Annotated in this window: 13 protein-coding genes; 4 read left to right on the top strand and 9 right to left on the bottom strand. The window is 69.3% G+C overall.

The features are described 5' to 3' along the window. Nucleotides 1–380 precede the first annotated feature (380 nt). From FXO18_RS03515 to FXO18_RS03525, 3 genes are read left to right on the top strand one after another with little or no spacing between them, the layout of a single operon-like run. Entirely contained in the window at nucleotides 381–719 is a 339-nt protein-coding gene (locus FXO18_RS03515) for a hypothetical protein (RefSeq protein WP_149359660.1), read from the top strand. Then, entirely contained in the window at nucleotides 716–3,067 is a 2,352-nt protein-coding gene (locus FXO18_RS03520) for a TPR repeat region-containing protein (protein WP_149359661.1), read from the top strand. Before FXO18_RS03515 ends, FXO18_RS03520 begins: the two co-directional genes overlap by 4 nt. Next, on the top strand, nucleotides 3,064–3,840 hold the full coding sequence (locus tag FXO18_RS03525; protein WP_149359662.1) for a hypothetical protein: 777 nt from the start codon (nucleotides 3,064–3,066) through the stop codon (nucleotides 3,838–3,840). The genes FXO18_RS03520 and FXO18_RS03525 overlap by 4 nt, the downstream gene beginning before the upstream one ends. Nucleotides 3,841–3,936: 96 nt before the next feature. Here the strand turns inward: FXO18_RS03525 and FXO18_RS03530 are convergent, their stop codons facing one another. The 4 genes from FXO18_RS03530 to FXO18_RS03545 form a co-directional block, all read right to left on the bottom strand. Continuing rightward, nucleotides 3,937–4,962: a hypothetical protein gene (locus FXO18_RS03530; protein ID WP_149359663.1), complete on the bottom strand. Its 1,026-nt coding sequence runs from the start codon at nucleotides 4,960–4,962 to the stop codon at nucleotides 3,937–3,939. 92 nt (nucleotides 4,963–5,054) lie between these two features. Beyond that, entirely contained in the window at nucleotides 5,055–5,894 is an 840-nt protein-coding gene (locus tag FXO18_RS03535) for an oxidoreductase (protein ID WP_149359664.1), read from the bottom strand. A gap of 228 nt (nucleotides 5,895–6,122) precedes the next feature. Continuing rightward, a complete protein-coding gene (locus FXO18_RS03540) occupies nucleotides 6,123–6,725 on the bottom strand; it encodes a hypothetical protein (RefSeq protein ID WP_149359665.1) in 603 nt (200 codons plus the stop codon). Between the two features lie 20 nt (nucleotides 6,726–6,745). After that, entirely contained in the window at nucleotides 6,746–8,197 is a 1,452-nt protein-coding gene (locus FXO18_RS03545) for a WS/DGAT domain-containing protein (RefSeq protein ID WP_187774158.1), read from the bottom strand. A gap of 374 nt (nucleotides 8,198–8,571) precedes the next feature. Between FXO18_RS03545 and FXO18_RS03550 the strand changes: the two genes are divergently transcribed. Next, on the top strand, nucleotides 8,572–9,450 hold the full coding sequence (locus FXO18_RS03550; RefSeq protein ID WP_235900420.1) for an alpha/beta hydrolase: 879 nt from the start codon (nucleotides 8,572–8,574) through the stop codon (nucleotides 9,448–9,450). A 190-nt stretch (nucleotides 9,451–9,640) separates the two neighbouring features. Here the strand turns inward: FXO18_RS03550 and FXO18_RS03555 are convergent, their stop codons facing one another. Genes FXO18_RS03555 through FXO18_RS03575 form a run of 5 tightly spaced genes read right to left on the bottom strand, consistent with a single transcriptional unit; the run spans nucleotide 9,641 to nucleotide 23,175 of the window. Beyond that, entirely contained in the window at nucleotides 9,641–10,798 is a 1,158-nt protein-coding gene (locus tag FXO18_RS03555; protein WP_149359668.1) for a glycosyltransferase, read from the bottom strand. 2 nt (nucleotides 10,799–10,800) lie between these two features. Continuing rightward, complete coding sequence (locus FXO18_RS03560) at nucleotides 10,801–11,610, bottom strand: alpha/beta fold hydrolase (RefSeq protein WP_149359669.1); 810 nt, start codon at nucleotides 11,608–11,610, stop codon at nucleotides 10,801–10,803. Continuing rightward, nucleotides 11,607–11,957 (bottom strand): acyl carrier protein, encoded by a 351-nt coding sequence (locus tag FXO18_RS03565; protein WP_187774159.1) that lies wholly within the window; start codon nucleotides 11,955–11,957, stop codon nucleotides 11,607–11,609. The genes FXO18_RS03560 and FXO18_RS03565 overlap by 4 nt, the downstream gene beginning before the upstream one ends. Further along, nucleotides 11,954–16,372, bottom strand: a complete 4,419-nt coding sequence (locus tag FXO18_RS03570) for a beta-ketoacyl synthase N-terminal-like domain-containing protein (protein WP_235900421.1) — start codon at nucleotides 16,370–16,372, stop codon at nucleotides 11,954–11,956. Before FXO18_RS03570 ends, FXO18_RS03565 begins: the two co-directional genes overlap by 4 nt. A gap of 8 nt (nucleotides 16,373–16,380) precedes the next feature. Then, nucleotides 16,381–23,175 (bottom strand): type I polyketide synthase, encoded by a 6,795-nt coding sequence (locus FXO18_RS03575; protein WP_235900422.1) that lies wholly within the window; start codon nucleotides 23,173–23,175, stop codon nucleotides 16,381–16,383. Between the last annotated feature and the right edge of the window lie 308 nt (nucleotides 23,176–23,483).

Here is a 23,483-nt window from a genome sequence, read left to right on the forward strand (position 1 = left end):
CGAGCCCAGGATCTGGATCTTGCACGTTCTCGCCGTTGCGGGCGTCCTGTGGCTGACGGCCTTCATCTATTACGGCCTGCTGCGGGGCCGGGTTTTCCCTGCTCATGCTTCAAATGATGGTTCGGTGTTCGTGATCCACAATCCGCACCCGAACTTCTCCCGGGCTGCAGGTGTGCTGCATTCTGATCGTGCGAGACGCGTGCGGGCGCAGGCAGGTCACTCGCAGGTCTAGGACTCGCGATCGTGAAAGCCCAGCCACATCTAGCGTGGCCAGATCTCCACAATCGGCAAACCCCTCGCACTGTGCACTACCTCACACAGTGGAACCCTGGCGCGCCCCAGCGCATCTATTCATGCATGGACAGTCCACGACCGGGAGGATGCCGCGCATGACCCAGCCCTCTGTTGTTGGTGCGCCGGGTGGTTTGTGGATCACTCCGGCGGCGGTCACTGATCTGATCGGCGCTCTCGAGGCGTTCGCGAGCGAGGTCGGTGCCCACCATGCTGCCGAGGTCACGGACGAGGTGGCTGCTGCGTTGCCTGCTTCCGAGACGGCTCGTGCGCTGTCCGGGTTCTCGATCGCGCTGGCAGGAGCACTCGCGCACATGTCGGATCGTTCTCTCGATCTGGCACAGGTGGCGCGGCTGACCTGGAACGACATGGCTGGTGCTGATGCGGTTCTGGGCGCGGATATCGCAGGTATCGAGGAGGCGGAATGAGGCCGACGCGGTCCCAGTGGGAGCAGACGTGGCCCGCGGTGCTGTCAGTGGGCGAGAACCGTGCGAGCCGTCTGGCCAGCACGATCCTCGAGGAGAGCAACTCCTTGATGCGGACGTTCACCAGCGAAGCGATCGAGTGGACGGGCGTCGCCCGCGATGCTGCCGAGGAGCGTGGGCTGCGCGAGCATGGCCGGAACAAGAAGGTCGCGTTCGCGCTGGAGGACTTCGCCCTCGAATGCACCGCCGCCATGAATGCTCTCGCTCCCCTGGTCAGCGATGTGCGTTCCCTGCTCATCGGAGCGGAGGCGCAGGGCCTCACGGTCACGGAGAACTGGACGGTCATCGTTCCTCCATCCGCGGATTCCGCCACGGCCAACGAGGCTACGACGTTGCACGGGCGCCTGACGAGCTTCATCGATGAGTTCGACCGCATCGACTCTCGCACCGCCCGCGCCATAAACGACCTCACATCAGTCCTGCGGGAGCATGCGCCGGAGGGCGAGGGCTTGTCGGCGCAGCAGGGCCGGGAGGCTGGGCAGCTACTCGGCAGCGAGCGGGAACTGACCGACAGCGAGCTCACCCGGATCGGCCAGGAATTGCGGACCGCCGGGCTCAGCGCCGAGCAGATCCGCGTGCTCGCCGAGGGAGGCACGGTCACCGATGTGCCCGAGTCGACCCGCGAATACCTCGGTGAGCTTGTACGCACCGCGGGTGTCGACGGCATCATGCGCCTGCACGATTCCTTCGCGGCACAAGCAACTCCCGAGAGCGCAGCCAACATCGAAGCGCTCGCTAATGCCGTGCTCATCGTGTCGAACGACAACATCGGCAGTGCCCCCGGCTCATCGGGTGGATACGACGATCTGCCAGCCGATCTCCGAGCCCTCATCGGCGACCGCTACGGTGATGGTCCCGATGCCAATGCCGAGGGCCAAGGCCCACCACCGCGCCAGATGGCAGCTTTCGCGTCGCTGCTGGCCAGCTCTGATCCGTCCCTGCCCCCGGGCGAGCGCCTCGGCATCGAGCTTGGGCGCCAGGCAGCCAACCTCGAGCTCGAAGCCCGCGAAGCACGCGATCACCAATCCTCGCCCAGCATGACCGGGGTCGCCATCGACGCCTACTTCTCGCAACAGCGCGACGAGCACTACAGCGCCGCGCTCGAGGACCTGCTCGGTGTCGCTACGCGCAATTCCGACGCATCGGCCGCGTTGCTCGCGGGAACAACTAGCGACGGTCACACCATCGAGGGCTACGACCGCGACGCGACGCTCATCCCCCTCATGACCCGCGACTGGGAGGATCCCCAGCCCATCACGACCATGCTCGAATGGATCGGCACCGACGCCCTCAGCGACGACCCCGCCATCCGCGCGCGCGGGCAACACGGCTTCACTGATCTCATCGAGATCACCACCACAACCACCACCGGCAGCGGAGGCAACAACTTCCAGGAGCTGATGAGCACCAGCAGCGGCTCCCTCGGCCAGCAGAACCCGGCCCTCGCCCAGCAACTCGCCGCATCCTCCGCGCCCTACATGAACGCGCTCGGCGGGCTGCACCACAGCATGTCCGGGCTCGAGGAGATCCGATACATCACTCCTGGCGACAGTGTTCGCTTCATGACGCTGATCAGTACCGACGCGAATGCCGCGGAAGCGCTCGCCGCGAATGTCGACATCCAGCAAGTGTTGAACGCAAGCTCCGTGCCCAGTGTCGACGGTGCGGACGCACGAGGCATCGGCTCCGCCAACGGTCGTCTGTCGTCCTACTTCGACTCCGCGCTCACCGCCGAGCAGGGGCACCGCGAGACCTATGCACGCGAAGTAAATGACAATGCCCAGGCCACCCGGCAGGGCATGACTAGCGTTGCCGCAGGCGCTGTTGGTGCCCTGCCGACGGTCGGTGCGCCCGTCGCAGGGTTGCTCACTGCGGTGTTCGGCGAGTACACGACCCCCGATGGATTGGTCGACTATGAAACGTTCAGCCGCAACACCAACTATGGAGCGGAGGACCGCGGCGTTACATTGCAGCAGTTGCAAGCCATCGCAGTAGCCTCCGGGCTGCCCCTCGACCAGTACCCTGAGCGGTTGATCGACGCATCGGGCGAGCCACGGCCTGCAACCGTTGGGGAGGCTGTCGAAAAGATCCGCCGCCAAGAGGATCGAGAGCAGCTTCACAACGACCTGTACGAGGCTCTCTACCACCAAGATGGGCTCGACCACGTCTTGAATCGCTTTGAGTCGGGGACCGATAGTGCGGTTATCCACGCCGACGCCAAGCCTGAGACCAAGGAACTTTATACGCGCCTCGCGCTCGGGGACTGGGACGGGGAGGCCTCAAAATCATGAGAACTGCACAAAGCCGGACCGTCGCCTGCGCGCTGGCCCTGATGCTCCTGCTCACCGGTTGCACCACCGGCCAGAAGCCCGGGCCCGCAACACCTAGGGAGTACGCCTTCCCCACCGACAAGGTCGGAGACGTCACCTCTACCTGGACCGCCGCCGACGGCATCGACCTGCACTCCCCCGAGGCCACCATCGTCCGCGCCACCGAGGAAGCACTGTCCATCGCTGGATTCGTCGGCGAGGAAGGGTCTTTTCCCGGCCTCCATGAGTTCTGGAACGACTACCTCGATAGCCAGCAGAGTGTCGATCTGCGCACCACCCTAGAGGGCCGGGACAAGCAGCGCCGCGTGACCGGAACCCGCGACTACCACATCTACAAGCTCGACTGGGCAGGCGACGAGCTCATCGCCGAGTACTGCATCGACGACAGCTATGAAGCGGGTTCCTACGACGCCGGCGCCACATTCGACTGGCCACGCGTGTCCATTACCCGCGTATTCAGCAGGAAGGTCACCTTGGCCCGCGACACCACCGAGCCACCCGCGCCCGTCCGCGCACCCTCCGGGCTGCGCGCCCCCACCTGGAACGCCTTCGACGGCTGGCAAGCCATCGACCTGTTCCGTGGCGGCGACTTCGACTACTGCAGCACCTGGTACAACACGCGCGACCGCGACCCCGACCGCCCCTACTGGCCCCAATACTCCTCCCAGGACCCCGAATACCGGCCCCCGCCAGGACCGAACCCGCCCATCGCCCCGCCCACGCCCGGATGGTGAGGGCACCTGCCGATCGTGAAGATCTGGCCACATCCAGCGTGGCTGGATCTTCACGATCGAGCGGCCATCGGATCAAAAGGGGCGCCGACCTGGAAATCAGCGCTGGCTGGTGACGCGGGCGTATAGGCTCTCGCCGGCGCGCTTGGTGCGCCGCCAGCCTGCCTGGATTTCTGGCGTGCCGCGGAGGTCTGCGCGCGCTTCCCAGCGATACGTGGTCGGCCAGCGCCGGAAGACGGGCAGCAAGGTCGTCACGGCACGCATGAGCGGTGGGAGTCCTCGCGGCCGCCACCCCCGCGTGACGGTGAGGGTCAATACCGCAACCTCGCCACCGGTGCAGTCCCATTCGCCCGAGATGACGTCGGCGTGCTCACCGATGGAGACCGACCACTCCCCTTTCCGTCCGTCCCCGGGCGCGAGCATTCCTGGGGCCGGCGGCTCGGGCGAGAAGTGCAGTCGCGCGTGCGCGGCATCCGGTCGACCTGCTTCACGCCGCCCGTCGCTGTCCGGCGGATTGACGTTGACGACCCATAGGTCCGACGCATACTTGATCAAGTGACGGTGGTGCAGCCAGGCGCCTGGCAGCCGACCCAGCGTCACAGGGACGCCGTCTATGCGCACTTCGGGTTCAATGCGGGAACGGCGGACGAGGTTGAACCGGCGCATCCAGACCAGCATCAATGCCGTTGGTTGCTCGATGGCAGCTCCGACGGGAGCGAGGAACTCAGCCGAGCGCTGCGGCTTGCCACCCTGGTCGTCGACCGAGATCTCGATCGATCGTCCCGCCATGTCTCGCAGTGCGATGCGCGCGCGAACACCTATGTCCGTAACGTCGAGAATGGCTGGTTTGATCTGGGTGGTCCTCCATTCACCGAGTCCCGCACCGATTCCATACCCCGCGCGATCGATCTGTAGTCCGGCCTGGTGGTACACGTCGACCATGCCGTTGTCGGAGCGTCTCATCAGCACGAGGATCCCGGTTCCGTGCTGGGCATCGTCGAAGTATTGGACCTCGATGCCCTGGTACACGGGATGATTGTGGATCTCGAAATTCAGCATGGCGGCGATCGTGTCTAGCCGCACGGAGATCGGCCATTGCGGTCCGGTGGCCTGAGAGCTTCCCATGACCTAATCATGGTGGTGCGGATCGGCGCCGAACAGGGTCCTTGTTCTCGTGAGCCGGAGCCGAAAGGCCCATGCAGACTGCCCCCAGCCCCCTACTGCTTCCCCGGCACCGGGAACTGTGTGCGCATCGCGAGGTCCCAGAGCTTGTCCGGGGTGAGCCGACGCTGGAGGATGGCCAGGGTGGCGCTGGGGGTGACGGTGTAGCGGGCTTTGGGCCTCTTGCGCTCGATCGCTTTGCGGATGACTTTGGCCACCGATTCCGGGCCTCCTCCGGCGAGCTTGGCGACGGGGCTGGCGTACACCTCGGCGGTGGCTTTCCCGACGTGCTCGTTGAATTTCCCGTATGGACCGTCGTCGAGGTTGTTCACCGACCCGACGGCGGTTTCCGCGAATTCGGTGGTGATCAGTCCGGGCTCGATCAGGACCACCTGCACGCCGAATCCCTGCACCTCGAACCTCATGGCATCGGAGATCGCCTCGACCGCGTACTTGGTCGAATGGTAGATGCCTCCGCCGGGGAAGGTCAGCTTGCCGCCCATCGAGCCGATGTTGATGATGCGGCCATGGCCTGCTTTCCGCATGCCAGGCAGGACGAGCTGGCTCATCCGGATGAGGCCGAACACGTTGGTCTCGAATTGCTTGCGGATGTTGTCCAGCGGGATTGATTCGACCGCGCCTGATTGCGAGTACCCGGCGTTGTTCACGAGGGCATCGACGGCGCCCTCGTCGCTCTCGACCTGGGCGACGGCGGCGGCCATGGATTGCTCGTCGGTGACGTCGAGCGCCAGGGTGCGGCAACCTTTGCCGGCGAGGTCGCGCAGGGTCTCCGGTCGGCGGGCCGTCGCGTAGACGGTATGGCCGTGGCTGACGAGCTCGGCCGCGGTGGCCGCTCCGATTCCGCTCGAGCAGCCGGTGATGAGCACTACGGTCATCGGTCCTCCTTGTTCCCGGGCTTCGGGTAGCGGCCTGGGGCTCCGCCCGCTGTCCAGTTAACACCACTTCACGGCCAAGCAGTGACCCACATCACGTCGCTACGCGGAACCTGGCACTCGCGCGGTGCGTCCATATTTGTCGACGCCGCCGTTCAAGCGGCGCATGCCGGTGCTCTTGCCGCGGCGAGGATGCTCGAGGGGTCGTCGCGGCGAGACCAGCGGTCGCGCTCACCGCGAGCGTCGCAGCGCACCCTCGAGGTACGGCGCGATGTCCTCGTCGGCGAGCAGCCCGCTGTCGCGCACGCCATTCTCGATGAGCTGGAGGTAGGCGGTGCTGGGCTGGCCGCGAGGCAGGTCGCGCGCGGTTGTCAGGGTGAGGGCGGGCGTGCCGTCGATGTCGGGGAGCCGGAGGGCGACGTTGTACTTGGCGCGCTCGGGCTCGCCATGGGGGTCGACGGGCAGCGAGGCCGTTCCTCCGATGGGCAGGGTGGGCCAGTGCGGTTCCCAGGGGCATTCGGGGGCGCCGTTCTCCTCGGCGGCGACGTGGGTGAACTGGTCGAGCTCGATGAGGTAGGCGCGTCCACAACTGTGCTGCCCGTGTGGCGCCGGGCGCGGATCGACGAACGCGACGGATCCGGTCCAGCGGTGCGAGTGCCCCGCGAAGTAGAGGCGGTGCTGGAGCCACAGTGATCGGGCATCGCGGGGCGGAACGGTGGTCGGTGCTGGACGGTGGGGCCCGTAGATGCTGGTGGGGCTCGAGCCATTGAGGTAGGCGGCGAACCGGTCAGCGACAAGATTCGAGCCGTACGCGACGTACCAGAGAAGTCCCACCGGCCCAGGGTAAACCGCATCTACCCGGAAGATGGGGCTCCTGCATCATCGGCGAGCGCGGCATCGCGGCCCTGGGCGAGCTCGAGGAAGGCGGCCTCGATGTGCTGGCGGTAGCGTTGCGGGTCTCGCAGCGCGCTAGCTCCCCCGGAGATCGAGACCATCAGCTCGTCGTTGAGATTGGTGACCTGGTGGGTCAGCGGCGCGCCCTTATTGAGCAGGGAGACGATCTGGGTGCGTACGGCCGGTGCATCTCCGAGGTAGAGGGGCTGCTTGCCGCGGAAGGTGTTGGTGATGGCCACGTTGGCTGACCGGCGTTCCTCGGTGTCCTTGCGGTGGAGCCGCGCGGCGAGCGGCGCCAGCAGGGTCAGCGCGGCCTGCTCGTGGAGGAACTGGCGGCCGGTGGCGGCGCTGTTCTTCACCGTTGTCGTGGTGCGGTGGGTAAGCCGGAGGCACTCGGTGGGATCGCCCGCGGTGGTCCACAGCGGGATGGTGCCGCGGGTGATGTTGTTGCCCGCGGTGCGCCCCGCCGCCGAGGGCACCGCGATGGGGATGAAGCATTGCAGTGGCTCGTCGGGTAGCTCGTCGGTTTCGGCCAGGTAGGCGCGCACCGCGAGCGTGACGGCGGCGACGACGACATCGTTGACGGTTGCTCCGGGCACGGTCTTGCGTGCTGCGGCGATGGAGTCCAGGGGCACGGTGAGGAACTCGTGGACGCGTGAGGACTCGTCGGGGTCGGTGTCGATGGATGAGCGAACGGGCAGCGGCTCGGGCTCCGCGGACTCGCCTGGGTCGGTGGGCGGCGGTGGCCCCTCGCCGTCGAGCAAGGGATCAACGATGCGGTTTGCCTGGCGGAAGAGCTGGACGGTGGTTCGCAGGCGAGGAACGAGGCCGACGAGCGCGGTCAGGAGAATGCCTTGCGGCAGCACGGACCGGCGTGCTTGGTAGGGCGCAATGGGGGCCTGCTGCCGCCAGTCCTGCGGCTGGGGCGAGAAGAGCTTGCGCTCGATGGCGGCACGGGCGGTGCCGTCCATCGCTGCGTGGTCGGTGCGCAGCACGATGACAGTGGCGCCGGGCGGGAGCTCGGGCGCAGCCTCCACGCCTTCGATGAGGATCACCTCGAGCGGGACCTCGCCGGCATCGGGCTCGGCGGCGATGGCCTCCAGGGTGGCGATCATATCGGCCCAGGTGCCAGTGCCGCGTACGGTGCGCGAGGTGATGCGCCGCCTGCCGGGCTTGGTCCCGTCGGCGACCCAGGCTGGATTGTCCAGCTTCAGCGGCGTCGGAGCGAGCCGCTGGTGCATCAAGGGCTCGTCACCGATGCGGTTCATGACGTAGTCCCCTAGCTCGTCGAGCGTGGCGGGCGCGTAGGTGGCGGCGCGCGAGTCGAAGGCGTACGCGGCAACGACGGCGCGGCGGAACGGTTCGCCGAACAGGTAGTAGAACAGTGCACCGATCCCGTCGATCCGTTCCATGGATGCTCCCTTCGCCTGGCCCGGGTCCATCCAAGCACATGGCTGGCGGCTCTTCGCCCCTCCTGTTAGAGACACCGTGGCGGGTATCCTCCCATCGTTGCGCACCAGAACCGACGGCGCAGGTCACGGATTAGTAAATCCATGTAGCGTATGAGAGGTCACACCTTATTTGTCCTGGGCGCGTGAGCGAGGTTCGTGTGAGTGCTGAATTGAAGATTGCGTCGGCTCCTGGGCGCCGTGCCGCGTGGGCCCTCAGGCTCTCGATCGCTTCGCTTGCCCCCTCCCTGTTGCTCCCGGTGGCGCTCGCGCCGATGTCACATGCGTTCCCAGCGCAGGCGGTCCCCGCGCAGGCCGCTTCGGCACAGTCCGCTTCGGTGTCGGCGTCGATCGTCCAGGTGGAGCAGGTCTCACCGACCTGGTCGGACATCCTGGTCGCGTCACCGTCGATGCAGCGGACGATCCGGGTGCATGTCCTGCATCCCGCGCATTCCTCTCCCCGGCCCACGTTCTACCTCCTTGATGGCAACGAGGCGAGCGAGGTGCGCAGCGACTGGATCACCAAGACGGACATCGTCGATTTCGCCGCCTCGAAGGACGTCAATGTCGTCCTGCCCGCGGGCGGCGAGGCGTCGTACTACACGGACTGGCAGCGCCCTGATCCGGAGCTGGGCGTGAACATGTGGGAGACGTTCCTGACGGACGAGCTGCCACCCCTGATCGATGGCTTCTTCCATGGCAATGGTCGTGATGCGATCGGTGGGATCTCGATGGGCGGGCAGGCGGCGCTGACGCTCGCGTCGCGGCATCCGGGCCGGTACGACGCCACCGTGGCGATCAGCGCGTGCCCGCTGGTGGCGCAGCAGCCCTACCAGGACTCGGTGCGGGCAGGCATAGCCTCGCGTGGCGGGAACGCGACGAACATGTGGGGGCAGCGGGATGATCCGGCTTGGTTCGCGCATGATCCGTCGATGAACCTCGATGGGCTGCGGGGCACCGAGATCTACCTCTACGCTGGAAGCGGGCTGCCTGGCGTGCACGAGCAAGGCTTCGATCAGTCTGGCCTGGCCACCATCCTCGTGGGTGGGCCCATCGAGGCGGCGGCTTCGCTGTGCACCGTGGACTTCGCCGCCCGGCTCGCGGGAGCAGGCATCCCAGCGATGGTGGACCTGCGTCCCACGGGCACGCACTCGTGGCCGTACTGGCAGGATGCGCTCCGGTCCGCGTGGCCCACGGTCGAGTCCGCCCTGCGATAGGTTCCGGGCGCTCCTGGCTGCTCCGCTTGGCCGACGAGTGTGCCCAGCACGGCCCGCGGGTGTGCCCAGCACCGCCCGCGAGTGTGCGAAGAACGACAGCTCAAGGCACTGAAGCTGTCGTTTTTCGCACACCCGCGCCGCACACCCGCGCCGCACACCCGCGCCGCACACCCGAGCGCCTGGAGAACTCCTACCCGAGCCCGGCGAGGATCTCCGCGGCGCGCACCGCTCCCCCGGCCTCGCGGAACGATTGCCCGATCCGCGCGGCAGCGGCCTGGTGCCCGGCGGCGGGGTCGAGCACTGTATCGAGGGCCGTAGCGATGTGCTGCTCGGTAGCACGGCGGAACCGCAGCCGCAGCCCGGCTCCGGCGTCGACGACCTGCTGGGCGACCACGGGCTGGTCATCGCGGACCGGGGCGGTGACCAGAGGCAGTCCGTTCCATAGGGATTCGCAAACGGTGTTGTGCCCGGCGTGGCAGATCACCGCATCCATGGCGGGCAGCAGCGCCCGCTGGGGGACGAACTTCTGCACGAGGACGTTGCTGGGCGGATCGGCGACCGCGCCATCCGGGTCGACGAGCACCGCTCGATACCGATCCGGGCGCGCTCCGATCGCTGCTGCGGCGTTGCGCAGGAATGCCGCACCAGTCGCCCCGTTGACAGTGCCCATGCTGATGAGGATGTTGCGCTGGTCGTTGTCGAGGAAGTCCCAGGGGAAATCGCTGCGCGCCGCGCTGGCACCATCGTCGGCGAGGGCGGGTCCGACCATCCAGCAGCGCTCGGCGGCGATGGCGGGGGTGCCCGACAGCTCTGCCGTGGTGAACGCGAGGATGCCGTGCGGCGAGAAACGCGGATCGTGGCCGGAGGCAGGCGCCCCGAGCTCGTCGCGGAGCTCGTCGATGAGGCCCGTGATCCAGTCCTTGACCTTGGGCATCGAGGCCAGGGGGTCAGTGAGCTCTGTGGAGGTGGTGGCCGAGGTGATCCAGGTGATGCCCGCGCGCTCGGCGACGAGCGAACCGGCCAGGGCTTGCTGGTCAGCGATGATGGCATCGGGGCGGAAGTGCTGGATGGCGGCAGTGACGTCGGGCTCCATGGCACGGCCGAGCGGGATGAAGAAGTGCTCCCACAGGAACTTCAGCGCCGCCGGGCCAACTAGATCGCCACGTTCCTCGAGGGAGATGGTGGCGCAATCGTAGATGTTCAGGCCGGTGCCGCCGAGGGCATGGAGGACGCGGGCGTCCCCGACCCAGGCGACGTCATGGCCCCGCCTCGCGAGCTCGCTGCCCACCGCGAGGGTGGGATTGATGTGGCCGACGAGCGGTGGCACGACGAATAGGTAGCGGCTCACGATCAGGCGCCGATCTGGTGCGCCCCGCCGAGCGTGGCCTGGTGGCCACCGAACAGCCAGTCGGCGACGAGGGTGCGAGTGAGGGCGGGCTTCTCGACGAGCACCGAGTGGCCCATGCCGTCGAGGATGCGGGCCTCGAACGCGGCGAGCTGCCCGCGCAGCAGCTCCACCTGGTAGGACAGCCCGGTCTGGGTGCCGAACACGCCGAGCACGGGACAGGTGATGTCGGTGAGGTCCTCGCTGATGAGCTGGCTCGCGGGGATGTCCTCGACGATGCTGGTGGTCTGGAGGATCTTGTAGGCGGCCTTCGAGAGCCGCGCGGGGTGCGAGCCATAGTTGGTGGCGATGTGCTCGAACGCGCCGTCGGCGCTGAGCCGCTGCACCGCGTCGGTGAGCCCCTCGTTGATGTGGGTGGCCCACTGCTGGACGGGTGGCTCGGCCTCCATGAACAGGATGCTGGCGGTGCGCTCGGGGTGCGCGGCGGCGAACCCGAAAGCGATGGTGCCGCCGAAGGAGTTGCCGACGAGGTGCACGGGCCAGGTGATGCCGAGCGCGTCGAGGAGCCCGTCGAGGTCATCGACGAAGCGCTCGAGCTGGTATCCGGTGGCGGGACGCGTGGTGCGGCCGTGGCCGCGCAGGTCATACATGACGACGTCGACGCCGAGCTCGGCGAGCGCGGGCCCCACGGTGAAGTAGTAGCTCGCGAGGCTGTCGTAGAGCAGCCCGTGCAGCAGCACCACCGTCACGCCCGTGTCGGTGGGGCCCATGCGCTGGACGTGGATGTCGATGTCGCCGACGGAAACCTTGTTCACGCCTGCTCCCCCGCTGGCTGCTCCGCTGCTGCCGGTGCCTCGGTGCTCGCGAGGCTCTCGACGACGAAGTCAACGAGCTGCCCGACCGTGACGTGCATGATCTGCTCGAGCTCCATGCCGGCGATGAACTGCGCGAAGTTCACGCGGTCGCCCCAGCGCTCGCGCAGCAGCCCGGACAGCGCCACGAGATCGATGCTCTCCATCTCGAGATCGTCATGGAACTCGGTCTCGCGGGCGACGTCGCTGGGGTCGACGTCGAACAGCTCGAGCATGTCGGCCAGCATGCCCACGATCGCGTCGAATACCTCGGCCTCGCTGACAGCGCCGGTGGCTGGGGTGTTGCTCATGGGTTGTGTGTCCCCTCGTCGATGTGGCTGGTCCCGGTTTGATCGGTCCAGGCCACCACATAGGTGCGTGGCGGCAAGGGTAGCGGGTTGCGGGTGACCGTCGCGCGCACCGGTTGATCGATGCCGCGGTGGCGCACAGTGAGGCGGTCCGGGCTGGCGGTGATGACCTCGAACTGCTTGGGCGCGCCGTCGAGGCCGGTGCGCAGCTTCTTGGCCACGGCTTCCTTGGCGGTCCAGAAGCGGGCGAACCACAGCGCCCGATCATTGGCCTCGCTGCTAGCGAGCGCATCGAGCAGGTGGCGCTCGCGCTCGGTGAGCGCCGCCTCCTCGGTGGTGGCGTCGCGCTCGAGGACTTCCTCGACATCGATGCCGCAGGGGCCGCTCGCGGCGATGGCGACGCCCAGCTCGGCGCAGTGCGCGATGGAGAGTGCTAGCTCAGGCAGTGCCCGGCCGTGGGTGCCGGTGGCGAATGGCGCCCCGCCCGGCTCGTTGCCGATCTCGATCTCCTGCGGGAAGATCCCGGCCGCGTCGGTGCGCCACAGCAGCTGCCGGATGGCGTCCTTTGCGGCGATGCGCCCGAGCAGCCATTGCCGCTTGCGCCGGGGCGGGATGGCCTCGTACTGGTCGCGCTCGGGGGCTCCGAGCATCTTGCGGACCACGAGCTCGCGGGTGGCGAGATCCGGCCACATCTCGGCGACCTCCGCCCAGCCCTCGGGATGCAGCGTGGCGAGGGTGTTGTGCTCGGGCTCGCAATCGGTGGCACGGATGGCGGGGTTGGAGTCGAAGCGGCGATCCTGCCATCCGGTGATCTGCGCCCACACCGCGCCATCAGTGATCATCTGGATGTCGGCGGTGATGAACTGGTGGGTGACCTCGCGGATGAGGATCGTGCATTCGACGATGCTTCCCGCGGCCGGGTGGGGGCCGTGGAAGTCGATGCGGTCCATGCCGACGGGGAAGACGGTGGAACGCTCGGTCATGGTGGTCTGCACCCAGTAGCCGAGGAGCTGCCCAGCGTTGTCGAGCAGCGCGCCGGGGGCGGCAGGGGCGCGCAGCAGCCCGCGGACGTGCCGGTCCCCCATGGCGGTCAGCTCGGTGACGCCCTGGAACCGGGGGCCGTGGAACATCCAGCGGCGGGTGTAGAGCTCGTGCGCCTCGTCGGTGGGGGCGTGCTCGGTGCTCGGGTCGATGCGCCAGGCCTCGGGCCGCGGCGGGTACTGGTCATCAAGGGCGATGCTGGCGCGCGCGTGGCCCTGGAGGGTCACGGTGACTGTCGTGCCGCTATCCGGCTCGACGATGACGGGCACGGTGGCCGACGGGATGACCGGCAGCCATTTCTGGAACCGCACGCCGGTCAGCGCTACAGGGGCGCGCCCGGGGGCGCTGCTGCTGGCGTGCTCCATCATGTGGTGCACCAGCGTGGTGGCGGGCACGACGGGCCAGCGGTCCTCGTCGATGGGCCAGCCCTCAGGCATCTTGAAGAAGCTGTGATCAATCAGGTATGGCATCGCGTCGAGGGAGACGTCCAGCGAGGTCCTCGACGGCCGGAGCGGTTGCGGGACGGGAGGTCGCGGCGCAGGAGGTTGCGGACCTGGGGGCCTGGTGGCACGCGGAGCGGAAGCGGCGGCCATGAGCTCCTGGGCGACGCGCTGGGTGTCGGCGACAAGCGCGGAGAACTCGGCCCCCCAGGCGCTGGTGGCGGGAGCGGCGGGGACGCTGGCGTCGATAGCACCGGCCTGGGGCAGGCGGGACCGCGGCGCGAGCCCGGCGCGTTGCGCGAGGGGGATGCTCACCAGCGGACCGCCCATGGCGATGGGCATGCGCCGCCCTTGCCGCGGCGACGGTGCGTCGGCACGGGTGTGGTGACCCTCGACCCAGAGCGCGGCGATCACTCGGTCGAGCTGATCGGCGGCACTGGCCTTGGTGGTGTGCGCGGGGATGGCGAGATGATCGCGGTCGGCGAGGATGTCGCCGATGAGCGCGCTGACCTGCCCGGTTCCCATCTGGATGAACACGCTGTTGCCGTCGTCGTGCATGCGGGTGATGAGCTCGCGGAAGCGGACGGTCTCCACGAGGTGGCGCAGGTAGATCGCCCGGATCTCGATGGGGTCGGCCGGGAACTTCTCGGTGGTGGTGGCGGACCACACCGGCACGGTGGCGGCGCGGATGGTGAGCGCGTCGAGGTCACGGATGATCGGTTCGAGGAACGGGATCAGCATCGGCGTGTGGAAGCCGGACTGGAACGGCAGCACCTGGCTGATGATGCCGTCGGCGCGGAACTTCTCGACGAGCGCGGCGACGTTCTTGCCCGGCCCGCACACCATGGACTGGTTGGGGGCGTTATCGTGCGAGAGGACCACATCGGGGAAGGCGCCCAAGGCCTCGCGCACGCGGTCCGCGGTGGTGCCGATGACCGCGAACTCCACACCGGGGACGGTGATGGAGGCGGGGTCGAACCTGTCGAGGAATGCGTCGATCTCGTTGGTGTCGAACATGCCGCCCTGGGTCATGGCGGACCATTCGCCCACGCTGTGCCCCGCGAGCGCTCCGGCGGTGACGCCGCGCTCGGCGAGGGCGCGGTGCAGCACCCGGCCGAGCTGGAACACTGCGGCGCCGTGCGCGCCGATCTGCTCGGTGCCGGTGGCCAGGCCACTGAGCGGCATGCCAAGCTCGCGGGCTACCTCGGTGACGTCGGGGGCGAAGTCTGCCTCGAGGCCGGGGAAGACCATGGCGACCTTGCCACCGCCGGGTCCGAGCAGCGGCGAGGGCGTGAACCACATGTTGGAGCGGCCGCGCCACGCGGCGCCCCGCGCGACGGCCTTGCGCGCGAGGGCGAGACGCTTCGGAGTGGGTTCGTCGATAGCGATGCGGGCGGGCCCGGAACCTGTCGCGGTCGTGGCAAGCAAGTCCGCATCGGCCACGTCGAGGGCAGTGGCGAGGTCGGCGGCGGTGGGCGCGGCGAGGCGCAGGATGCGGCGGGGCTCGCGCACGGTGATCGTGGTGGCGCGGACCGGTGCTTCCTCGAGGATGATGTGGGCGTTGATGCCGCCGAAGCCGAAGGCATTGACCCCGGCGCGGCGTGCCTGCCCAGTCGGGTGCTGCTGCCAGGGCTGGGCCGCGGCGATGGGCGCGAAGCGCGATCCCGCCAGCATGGCGTGGGGCTGCTCGCAGTGCAGCGTCGGCAGCAATGTGCGGTGGTGCAGCGCCAGCGCTGCCTTGATCAGGCCTGCTGCCCCGGCTGCGGGCATGGCATGGCCGATCATTGACTTGACGGTGCCGATGACGGGTTGCTGCTCGCTGGCGGTGTGGGGGCCGAAAATCTCGGCGAGGGTGGTCAGCTCGGCTGAGTCCCCGGCGACGGTGCCAGTGCCGTGGGCCTCGAGCAGGCCGATCGCTCCAGGGGCGGCGGGGTCGAGCGCTGCGGCCTCCCAGGCGCGCCGCACCGCGGTGACCTGACCGGATGGGTCCGGGTTGAACAAGCTGGCGGTGCGCCCGTCGCTGGCCACGCCGGTGCCGGTGATGACGGCGTAGATGCGGTCGCCGTCACGCTCGGCATCGGCGAGCCGCTTGAGCGCGACGATGCCCGTGCCCTCGCCGATGAGGACGCCATCGGCGCGGGTGTCGAAGGGGCGGATCTGCTGGGCCGGGGAGAGCGCCCCGAGCTGGTTGAACACGCTCCACAGGGTGACGTCGTGGCAGTGGTGCACCCCGCCGGCGAGCATCATGTCGCAGCGTCCGCTGGCGAGCTCGGCGATGGCCTGGTCGACCGCGACGAGGGACGAGGCGCACGCGGCATCGACGGTGTAGGCGGGCCCGCGCAGGTCGAGGCGGTTGGCGATGCGGGAGGCGGAGAGGTTGGGCACGAGGCCGATCGCCGCGTCCGAGGTGGGCGGGCGCAGCTGGGCCTGGAAGGCCTCCTTCACCTGGTGCAGCTGCTCGCCCGTCAGCTCGGGCATGATCTCGCCGAGGGTGCGGACGAGCTGGTGGGCGGTGCGGACTTGCTGGTCGAGGCGCACGAGGCCGGGCGTGAGGTAGCCGCCGCGGCCGAGCACCACACCGATGCGCGACCGATCGGCGGGCAGCGCGGCGATGCCACCGGCGTCGTCGATGGTGTCGGCTGCCACGCGCAGCGCGATCAGCTGGTCGGGCTCGATGTCGTCGACGCTGTTGGGCATGATCCCGAAGCGCTCGGGGTCGATGTCAGCCTCGACGAATCCGCCGCGCCGGCAGTAGAACGCGTCGGCGCGGGGATGCTCGCGCGCGGACGGGTCGTAGAGCGTGTCGTCCCACCGGTCCGCGGGCACCTCGGTGATGCTGTCCACACCACGCACGAGGTTGTTCCAGTACTCGCCGAGGTTGCTCGCGCCGGGGAACAGCGCGCCCATCCCGACGATGGCGACCTGCTGATGGGGCACTACCGGGGTCACCACTCGGAGGCGGTGTAGACGACCGACGGCTCGCTCTCGTCGCCCCAGGCGAGCTCGCGGAGCAGGCTGGTGGTGCCTTCCTCCGGGTCGATCAGCGCCACGCCGCGCTTGGCATAGGTACGCATCAGCTCGGGGGTGACCATGCCGTTGTTCTCGCCGGTGGGCGCCCACGGGCCCCAGTGCACGGTGAGGCCGCGGCGCTTGCCGGCGACGGTCCAGTTCCGGCCCAGGGTCTCGAGCTCATCGTTGGCGGCAGCATAGTCGGACTGGCCACGGTTGCCGAGGACAGCAGCGATGCTGCCGAAGAACACGAGGAAGCGGGGGCCGTTGGCAAGCTCCTCGGCGGCGGTGATGAGCAGTCGCGCACCGTCGACCTTCGTCGTGAATACCCGGGAGAACGATTCGGGCGCCTTGTCGGCGATGAGCTTGTCCTCGATGACCCCGGCCGCGTAGACGATGCCGTCGATGCGGCCATGCTCGGCGTGGATGCTGGTGACGAGCTCGGTGACGGCCTCGGCATCGCGGATGTCGGTGGCCCGGTAGTGGACGGTGGCGCCGAGGTCGCGGAGGCGCTGCACGGTGCCGCGGACCTCGCGGGCCGCGAGGATCTGGTTGATCGAGGCCTCGATCCCTGCGGGCGAGCGCTGCCCGGTAGCGATGAGGGCGGCGCGCAGGTCCGCTGCCGTGGTCGCGGCCTGGATGCGCGGGTCGTCGGGCTCGGCGACGAGCGGGGTGCGGCCGACGAGCTCGATGTGGCAGCGGCTCGCGGCGGCGAGCGTGGCGGCGAAGCGGGCGGTGATGCCGCGGCCGCCCCCGACGAGCAGCACTACCGAATCCTGGTCGAGGCCCAGCGCGGCGGCCTCGGCAGTGCCATCGCCACTAGGACCTGCTCCCGCGGCGGCGACAGCGCCAAGGCTGGTGGGCTGGAGGGCGAGGCCCGACCTGGTGCCGTGGTCGAGCAGTACCACGGGCTCGCCCGGCCCGGCGGCGGTCTCGCTGACTAGTTCGGTGGCAAGGCGCGCGGGATCGGTCTCGGTGGACTCGATGACCGTGGCCTGCAGCTCGGTGTACTCGCGAGCGACGGTGCGGAAGAAGCCACGCAGGCCCTCGCCTGGCCCGGCGGCGAGGATCCACCGGGGCGAGGCGGCGATCAGTTCCCGCAGGAGCGGGAAGGCATCAGGCAGCGCCGGGGCACCATCGCGCTCGGTGCTCGCGAGGTAGAACACTCCGTCGGCGGGAGTGGCGAGCGCGTCGCGGATGTCGGCAAACGTAGCGGGCGCGATGGTCGCCGTCGCGCCGTGCTCGCGCAGCTCTGCAGCGAGTGCCTCGGCGAGCGCGCCCGTACCGATGATGAGCACGCGCTGCCCGTCGAGGCTCGGTGCAGCAGCGAGAGGAAAGAGAGGAACGTGGCGCATCAGGAGGCGCTGCGGGGCGATGACCACGGCCGTGGCGTCAGGCTCGGGCGCTTCAGCAGGGCTGGCCGGAGCAGGACTCGGTGCAGCGGCGGGCTCGGCCTCACCGTTGAGCTTGGCGAGGAGCAGATCGGCGATGGCCGCGGCAGTGCGGGCGCGGGACACTTCCTCGAGCTCGCTGTCGTCGCCACCGACGAGGCCGAGCTCGGCGGCGAGCTCCCCGGCGATCTCGGCGCGCTTGATCGAATCAACGCTCAGGTCGGCCTCGAGGTCGAGGTCTGGCTCGATCATCTCCACGGGGTAGCCGGTGCGGCGACCGATCACGTCGAACACCGCCGCGAGCACGCTCTCCCCGGTGTGGGCAACGGGCTGGGGCGCGGGCGCTGCGGGCGCCGACGACGGCACAGGCGCCGGTGCCGGTGCCGGAGCCGCGGCGGCTGGGGCCGGGTGGGACGCCGCGATCTCCGGAGCGGTGTAGGCCGGGGCGGCAGGCCCATAGCCGTTGCGAGGCAGCGCAGCGTCGGTCCCGAGGTAGCCGAGCAGCACGTCGCGCTGCGCGGCGACCATCTCGCGGCTATTGCGAAGGAACTCGGTGATGAGCGCTTCTGCTCCGGACGAGGCGTGTGTCATGGGACCTATTCTCACAGGGGTTGCCGGGGCGAGCGCGCCCTCGGGGATGGAACCATCAGCGGTGCGCACGAGGTGGCCGTCCACGGTCCAGCCGGGACGCTTGACCTTGGTAGCGGGGTCGGGGATCACGGCGCCGCGGCCCTCGAACAGCCATTCGGTGCGCAGATCGGCACCAGCGACGGCGAGGCGGGCGAAGCCCTCGAGCAGGCCGCGCAGCCCGGAGCTCTGCCCGTCATCGAGCGGGATCGCCGCATGCGGCTGATCGCCGAGGATCGCACCAGCGAGCTTGGTGAGCACCCGTCCGGGGCCGACCTCGATGAAGATCCGCGCACCGGCGTCGTGCATGGCCTGGATCTGCTCGCGGAACCGCACCGGAGCACTGATCTGCTCGGCGAGCCCGCGGCGCACCGCATCCGCGCTGGCCTCGTGCACGGCCGCGGTGGTGTTGGAATACACCGGCACCTCGGCGACGTAGAGGTGGGTGCTGGCGAGTGTCGCGGCGAACGTGGCGCTCGCCGCGGCGACAACGGGGCTGTGGAAGGCGCACGAGACATTGAGCCGCGTCACCGAGAGGCCCGCCGCCTTGAGCGCGTCCACGGCGGCATCGATGGCGGCGGTGGGCCCGGAGATGACGTTCTGCCGCGGGGCGTTGTCGTTGGCGATCACCACATCGCCGTCGAGCCCGGCCGCAGCAAGCGCGTCGGAAACGTCCTGGGCGGTCGCGGACACTGCGGCCATGGCGCCCCGGTCGGCGAGCTTGTCGGCTGCCTCGGCGATGGCGGTGGCGCGGGCGGCGCTCAGGTCGAGCAGGGCGTCCGGGTCGATCACTCCGGCGGCGACGAGTGCCGCGAGCTCGCCGTAGCTGTGCCCGCCCACCATGTCGGGGAAAACGCCGGCGCGGCGCAGCACGTCATGGAACGCCATCTCCACCATGCCGAGGGCAGGCTGGGCGACGGTGGTGTCGGTGACGGCGGCGCGCTGGCGGTCCGCCGTCTCCTTGGTGAACGCGGCGGGCGGGTAGAGGGCGCGGGCGTAGCGCTGGCCCCGGTGCAGGTGGTGCTGGAGCTCGGGGAAAGCCACCATCAGGCCCGCGCCCATGCGGGGGCGCTGGCTGCCCTGGCCGGGGAACAGGAAAGCGATCTTGCCAGCGGTAGTGGCATCCTCGTCGCGCACGTGCGCGGACTTGGCGGCCTCACCGCTGGTGATGGTGGTGAGCGTGCGGTGCAGCTCGTTGGCATCGGCGGCGACGAACGCGATCCAGGTGGGTTCCCCGCGCACGGCGGCGGCGTCGGCCTTCCTCGCGGCCCCGAAGGCCCAGTCGCGGATCGTCCAGTCCGCGCCGGTCGAAGCATCCATCCGGGCGAGCAGGCCGCGAGCCTCGTCGAGCGCCTTGTCCCGGCTCGCGCCGCGGAAGGTGAACAGCTCCACGGGCCAGTCGTTGCACGCGTGGGCGGGCGCGACGTTGCGGGCGTGGCCGCGCAGCACGGCGTGGAAGTTGGTGCCACCGAAGCCGAACGCGCTCACCCCGGCGATGCGCTCGGAGGGGACCTTCTCCCAGGGCAGTGGCTCGGCATTGAACACGAACGGGCTGCTGCCCTCCTGCCAGGCAGGATTGGGCTCGCGCACATGCAGGGTGGGCGGCTTGATGCCGGTGTGGATGGCGAGGGCGACCTTGATGAGCCCGGCAAGTCCGGCGGCGCACTTGGTGTGGCCGATCTGGGACTTCACCGAGCCCAGCGCCACCTGGCCGGCCGCGACGCCGGAATCGGTGAAGAGGTTCGTCAGGGTCGTCAGCTCGGTGCGGTCACCGACGACGGTGCCGGTGCCATGCGCCTCGACGAGGCCAACGGTTCCCGGGGACTCGCCAGCATTGCGGTAGGCGCGCTCGAGCGCGGCGCGCTGCCCCTCGGGGCGGGGCGCGGTCAGGCCGAGGGAACGGCCGTCGCTGGCGCTGCCCACTCCCCTGATTACGGCATACACGCGGTCGCCGTCGCGCTCGGCGTCAGCGAGGCGCTTGAGGACGACGCATCCCGCGCCCTCGCCGAGCGCGATGCCGTCGGCGGAGCTGTCGAACGTCGCGGAGCGCCCGGTGGCGGAGAGGGCATGCACCGAGGCGAACATAAGGTAGTCGTTGATGCCGTTGTGCAGGTCGACGCCGCCGCACAGGACAGTGTCCGCGCCTCCGGCGACGAGCTCCTTGCAGGCCGCATCGAGCGCCGCGAGCGAGGAGGCGCACGCCGCATCGACGGTGTAGTTGGCGCCCCCGAGGTTGAGCCGGTTGGCGATGCGCCCGCTGATGACGTTGGCGAGCACGCCGGGGAACGAGTCCTCGGTCAGGCGCGGCAGCTGCGCATCAAGCTCGGGCGGCAGGTCCCCGATGTAGGAGGGCAGCACGTTGCGCAGCACCCCGGCATTGGACAGGTCGCTGCCAGCCTCGGCGCCGAAGATGACGGCGGTGCGCTGCCGGTCGAAGGGGCGGGTGTCATAGCCCGCATCGCGCAGTGCCTGGTCAGCAACCTCGAGCGCGAGCAACTGGGTGGGCTCGATGCTGCCGAGGGAGCGAGGCGGAATGCCGAAGCGCAGCGGGTCGAACGGGATGGGCGGCAGGAATCCACCCCACTTCGAGGGGGTCTTGCCGTCGCCGCCGTCGGCGTCGAAGTACACCGCCGGATCCCAGCGGGAGGCGGGAACCTCGGTGACCGAGTCCACGCCGGCGAGGATGTTGGACCAGAACGTCGAGAGCGTGGGCGCCTGCGGGAACATCGCGGCCATGCCGACGATCGCGATGTCGAGCGGCTCGGGCTCGGGCGCATCGTCCTCGTCGATGCTGAGCTCGCTAGCCCGCGTGGTGTACCAGTGCGCGGCACCGGTAACGAGGGACTCGTGCAGCGCGGCGATGGTGGTGACCGAGTCGCGCAGCAGCGCCACATCCCCCGCCATGAACATGCCGTCGTGGAGCTGCTGCTCCGCGCTCACCGAGACGAGTTGCCCGCCGGAGCGGTCCATGCCCTTGCTCGCGACCCGCAGGCGACCGATGTTGAGCTGCTCGAGCTTCTCCCACAGCTCGCGGTCCGGCACGCCCTGCTGCTGCAGCTCGAGGCGGGTGCGCGCGAACTCGGCCGCGAAGGTGCTGTCGACGCAGCGGGTGGCGTGGCCCGGGGCGGTCTCGAGCAGCACGGTGCGGGTGGCTTCCACGACGTGCTGCTGGAAGCCGGGGACGATGGCGCCGGATGCGACGGATTCCTCGGTGAAGAGGTAGGCGGTTCCGGCGAGCAGTCCGACACGAACCCCGGCCTCGGCGAGGGGGCGGGCGAGGGCGGCCACCATCGCGGCGGAGCGCGAGTCATGGATGCCGCCGGCGAAGAACACCTCGATGCGTGTGGCGGCGTCCGGGTGCGCGGCGAGGAACTGCTGGAGCTCGCCGATCTGTGCCTGCCACAGCGGGAAGCTGTGGCGCGGGCCGACGTGGCCGCCGCACTCGGCGCCCTCGAAGATGAACTTGCGGGCGCCGCCGCCGAGGAACTGGCGCAGCAGGCCGGGCGAGGGAACATGCAGGAACGTGCTGATGCCCTCGGCCTCGAGCCGCGATGCCTGAGCTGGCCGTCCACCAGCGATGATGGCGTGGGTGGGGCGGGTGGCTAGCACCGCGTCGAGCTGCTCCTCGCGCAGCTGCGCGTCAGCGAACCCGAGGATGCCTACGCCCCACGGTCGCTCCCCCACGAGCTCCTTGGTGGCGGTGAGGATCTCGCGCGAGCGCGCGCCGGAGTTGACGGCGAGGGCGATGAACGGCAGCGCGCCACCGTCGGCGACCGCTGCGGCGAAGAGGGGATGATCGCTCACCCGGGTCATCGGGCCCTGAGCGAGTGGCAATGCGGTGCCCAGCGCCTCTGCGAGGGGAGATCGCTCCGCGAGCAGCTCGCGGGCCACCTCCCGGCCGGACGCATCGACCGCAGCGGTGATCGAATCCTTCACGGCCCGGATCGCGGCCGCAACCGTCTCGAACCGCGACGCGAACACCTGCGCGAGGTAGGCGTCCTCGCCTACGGGCAGGACCAGGCTGGCGCCGTCACCGCGCCGCAGTGCCCGGCGCACCACGCGGTGGCCGTCCTCGACCACGGATTCCGAGCCGTCCAGCCCGGCGAGCACCCCGCGCTCCTCGGCGGGAATGGTGGACTCGCGCAGCAGGGCCAGTTGCACATCCAGCACGACGCCTCGCGCTCCGCCCATGACCGCCGCGGCGGCGGTATCGGGACCGATGCCGCCGGCCAGCCATACCGGGATGTCGATCGTCGCGTCCGAGCACACCTGCTGGAGAAGAACGAAGCTGCTCGTCGTGCCCACGGGTCCACCGGCCTCGCAGCCGCGCGCGATCACGCCATCGGCACCAGCCTCGTGGGCGGTCCGTGCTTGCTCGAGCGAGGTCGCCTCGACGAGAACGCGGCGGCCCTCGAAGGAGGCGAACCGGTCGAGCGCGTCGAAGGCGAGCACCACGGTGATGGCCTCGGGGGGCAGCGCATCGGCTCCGAGCGAGCAGTGGCCAGCGATGCGGACACCGAATCCACCGGGGATCGCGGCGGCCGCCGCAGCGAGCTCGCGCCGGGCGAGGGAAGAACCAGTCCCAAGCTCGAGAACGCCGAGCGCGCCGGCATGGCATGCGGCCGTGACGATCCGGGCATTTGGTCGATCCAGGGGCGTCAGCGCCAACACTTGTTCATCAATTGTGTCGGCGATGCGCATCAATAGCCTCACGAATTCTTCGGGTCAGCACGATGCCTAGTTGCAGGTGCCGCTAGGATCGTTGGGGCTGGTAGCGGGCTTGGCCCGGGCGGAATAGATCCAGTTCAACTAACATTATGTTAGGAACCGTAGCGAACATCGGTCAAGTCCGCGGGCATGTGACAAACCACATTCTCCCGGACAGTGGGGCATTGTTCACTCCCCGTTCACATGCAACCAGGAGAGGTGGCCGCCATGCACGTTCACCGATGCTATCGGGCCCCTCTCGCGGAGCTCCCATCGCGCACGGTTCCCAAACGGTGGACACATCCGCTGCGCGC

The organism is Lolliginicoccus suaedae, from assembly GCF_008312885.1.
Taxonomy (GTDB): domain Bacteria; phylum Actinomycetota; class Actinomycetes; order Mycobacteriales; family Mycobacteriaceae; genus Lolliginicoccus; species Lolliginicoccus suaedae.